At 41.4% G+C, this 2,979-nt stretch carries 3 protein-coding genes and 1 pseudogene; 2 read left to right on the top strand and 2 right to left on the bottom strand.

What is annotated here, in order from left to right; all coding sequences use genetic code 11:
* Nucleotides 1–852, top strand: an 852-nt coding sequence (locus ACEW80_RS17535) for a hypothetical protein (RefSeq protein WP_373527821.1), incomplete at its 5' end; no start/stop codon positions are given.
* 259 nt (nt 853–1,111) lie between these two features.
* Here ACEW80_RS17535 and ACEW80_RS17530 read toward each other — a convergent pair.
* Both ACEW80_RS17530 and ACEW80_RS17525 read right to left on the bottom strand, forming a co-directional pair.
* Nucleotides 1,112–1,627, bottom strand: a complete 516-nt coding sequence (locus ACEW80_RS17530; RefSeq protein WP_373527820.1) for an FKBP-type peptidyl-prolyl cis-trans isomerase — start codon at nt 1,625–1,627, stop codon at nt 1,112–1,114.
* 84 nt (nt 1,628–1,711) lie between these two features.
* Nucleotides 1,712–2,035, bottom strand: coding sequence for a phasin family protein (locus tag ACEW80_RS17525; RefSeq protein ID WP_373527819.1), 324 nt, complete (start codon nt 2,033–2,035; stop codon nt 1,712–1,714).
* A 174-nt stretch (nt 2,036–2,209) separates the two neighbouring features.
* Between ACEW80_RS17525 and cpdA the strand changes: the two are divergent.
* A pseudogene (cpdA, locus tag ACEW80_RS17520) lies at nt 2,210–2,968 on the top strand (3',5'-cyclic-AMP phosphodiesterase).
* Nucleotides 2,969–2,979 lie beyond the last annotated feature (11 nt).

Here is a 2,979-nt window from a genome sequence, read left to right as displayed (position 1 = left end):
ACCCGAACTAATGGTACGCAGGATAAACCGATTACTATCACTGGTACAGATAAAGCGGTAGTAAAAGGCGCTGGCAAAGCTAGAGTAGTTGAAATCAATCATGATTACATTGTATTGAACGGGTTTACTGTAGATGGATTGCACGGCAATTCAAAAAGCGCCAAAGGATATCGGGACAAATTAATCTACGTGCAGGGGAAAGAAAAGCTCTCTGGTGTCGTGGGGCTAAAAATATTGAATATGCAGATCGCAAATGCTGGAGGAGAATGCGTCCGGCTGCGCTACTTTGCTCAAAATAACGAGATTGCCTTCAACAAAATTTTTAACTGCGGGGTTCAAGATTTTAAGTTTAGGGGCGGAGGTAAAAATGGCGAAGGGATCTATATTGGCACTGCACCGGAACAAAGAAATGATGGCAAAAACCCGACAACTGATATCGATGCGTCGGCGGATAACTGGATTCACCATAATGTAATCGATACCCAAGGTAACGAGTGTGTAGATGTTAAAGAAGGAGCAAGTCGCAATATTGTTGAAAGCAACTATTGTACGGGACAGCTTGACCCTAATTCTGGGGGACTTGATTCGCGTGGAAATAATAATATATTCCGCTATAACCAGGTGTTTGGCAATATTGGTGCTGGTATACGCCTAGGAGGTGATACTTCTAGCGACGGTAGTGATAATGATGTGTACGGGAATAATATTTATGACAACGCTTCTGGAGGCATTAAGTTCCAAGCCAAGAGCCAGGGACAGATTTGTGAGAACGTGATGAAGAATAACGTAGGCGGAGACGCTGTAGGTACTTTTGGTTCGCTATTTCCCCCTACAATTGATTGCAAAAATTAAATCGGGTCATCTATCCAACCGCGATCGCTTATGCGTGCCAACATCACCTCAATCTTTCGCATAGCAAGGAGCGACAGAGCCACCATTGTATTTTCCCATCTGGTTGGTATTTGAGTAAGTAACCCCCAAGGATAGCGCTAGTTGCTCTTGAAGTCAGACCAAGGTGCGATCATTGGAGCGGGTGAAGGAAATTAATTAATATTGCCTTTATAATCTTCCTGTAAATGTATTAGGGCGTAGTTAATGCGCCCTAATACATTTAACTAATTTTCAGCAATTCCACATCAAAAATTAGCGTCGCATTGGGGGGAATTGTGCCACCCGCACCGCGCGCGCCAGAGCCTAATTCTGGGGGAATAGTCAGCTTACGGCGATCGCCTACTTTCATAGTGCTAAGTCCTTCATCCCAGCCTTTAATAACTTGTCCTACACCTAACTTAAAAGAAAAAGGCTGACCGCGATCGCGGGAACTATCAAACTTTGTGCCATCTTCTAGAGTTCCGGTGTAATGAACTACAACGGTTTGACCAGTTTTAGGAGCCGCACCCGTGCCTTCATTTAGTACCTCATACTTCAATCCAGAAGAAGTAGTTACAACTTTGTTATCGTCATCAGACATAGTATTACTGTTACTTGGTTTTTCTGTTACTTCGATTTGGGGTTGGTTTTGGGTGAGTCTATCTGCACTAGCGTTGGGCTGATTTGTAAATTGACTTACAACCAAAACGACAACACAGACTACTATGACACCAAAACTGACGATAATTTCTCTCAAAATTCTTCCTCCTCAAAATCAAGGGATAGTAGAAAGTGTTACAAACACAACAAATTTTAATTCACTCGCCTAGAAAAATGCAAATTAACGCCAGAGTTTATTTTCTAAGTCTCGCACCTGACGCTCTAGGCGATCGATCCGTCCCCGCAATTCATCGGTTTCTGATTGACGAGGAACGCCCAAGTCTTGCATCACGTTCTTAATTTGCTTTTGCATTTGGGTTTCCCAGTTTCCCTGTTCCGATTTCAATTTGTGCATCATGTCATCGACAAATACCTTAGCTTGCTCTGGGTTTAGCTTGCCATCTTTAACCAATTCGTCGCTTGCTTCGCGTAGTTTTTCCGCTACCAAAGATGTTGTGCCTACACCAAGCATTACAAGTTGCTGAAGCCAGTTATTATTGTCCATGTTTGTACCTTTTATATAAATGTTGCAATTAAACTATTACAGTTATGTGCGAATCTTATTACAATTCTATCAACTGAACATTTTTAGGAGCAGGTGCGTATTTCCCCCAAAGTTTGCTAAAAATTGTTGTAATACCTGTTGACAATAATTGACTCAAAAAATAAACTTTTTGCTATGAATACATCGCCTTCGCGGCTAGTTGCTCAAATTACCGACACTCATTTATTTGCAGAGGTTGAGCCTAAAGTTTTTGGCGTACAAAGTTATAACTTCTTGCAAGCTGTTATATAAAAATTAACTAAACTACAACCGCAGCCAGATATTTTGTTACTAACGGGGGATCTTTCTCAAGACGAAACCAGCCAATCTTACGATCGCGTACACAATTTTCTTGCCCCGCTAAATATTCCTGCTTACTGGATTCCAGGCAATCACGACAATTTACAAGTTATGGAGCAAGTATTAAAAGAGTCTCCAATTGATGCTACAAAGTCTTTTCATGCTGGCGGCTGGAATTTTTTACTTTTAAGCTCTTTAATCCCAGGCTGCGTATACGGAGAGATTTCTGGGCAAAGTTTGGAGTGGCTAGAACTTCAACTACAAAATCCTAATTTTCCTACCTTAGTCGCCATCCATCATCCACCATGCTCTATTAATTCTGATTGGATGGATGACATTAACTTACGCAACTATGAGGAGTTTTTGGCAGTTTGCGATCGCTACCCACAAATAAAATTAGTTATATTTGGTCATATTCATCAAGAGTTTGCAATGGTGCGTCATGGCGTAGATTATCTTGGTTGTCCCTCTACCTGCGTTCAGTTTCAACCTCAAAGCAAAGAATTTGCAATCGATAAGCAAGCTAAACCAGGATTTAGATTGATAAATCTCTTTGCTGATGGGACTTACAATACAGAAATCGTCCGGGCGTAAAGCGTTAAATA

The sequence above is a fragment of the Nostoc sp. genome (assembly GCF_041747015.1).
In the GTDB taxonomy this organism is placed as follows: Bacteria; Cyanobacteriota; Cyanobacteriia; order Cyanobacteriales; family Nostocaceae; genus Nostoc.
Note: the sequence above shows the minus strand (reverse complement) of the source record. Positions and strands in the feature narration are given on the sequence as shown.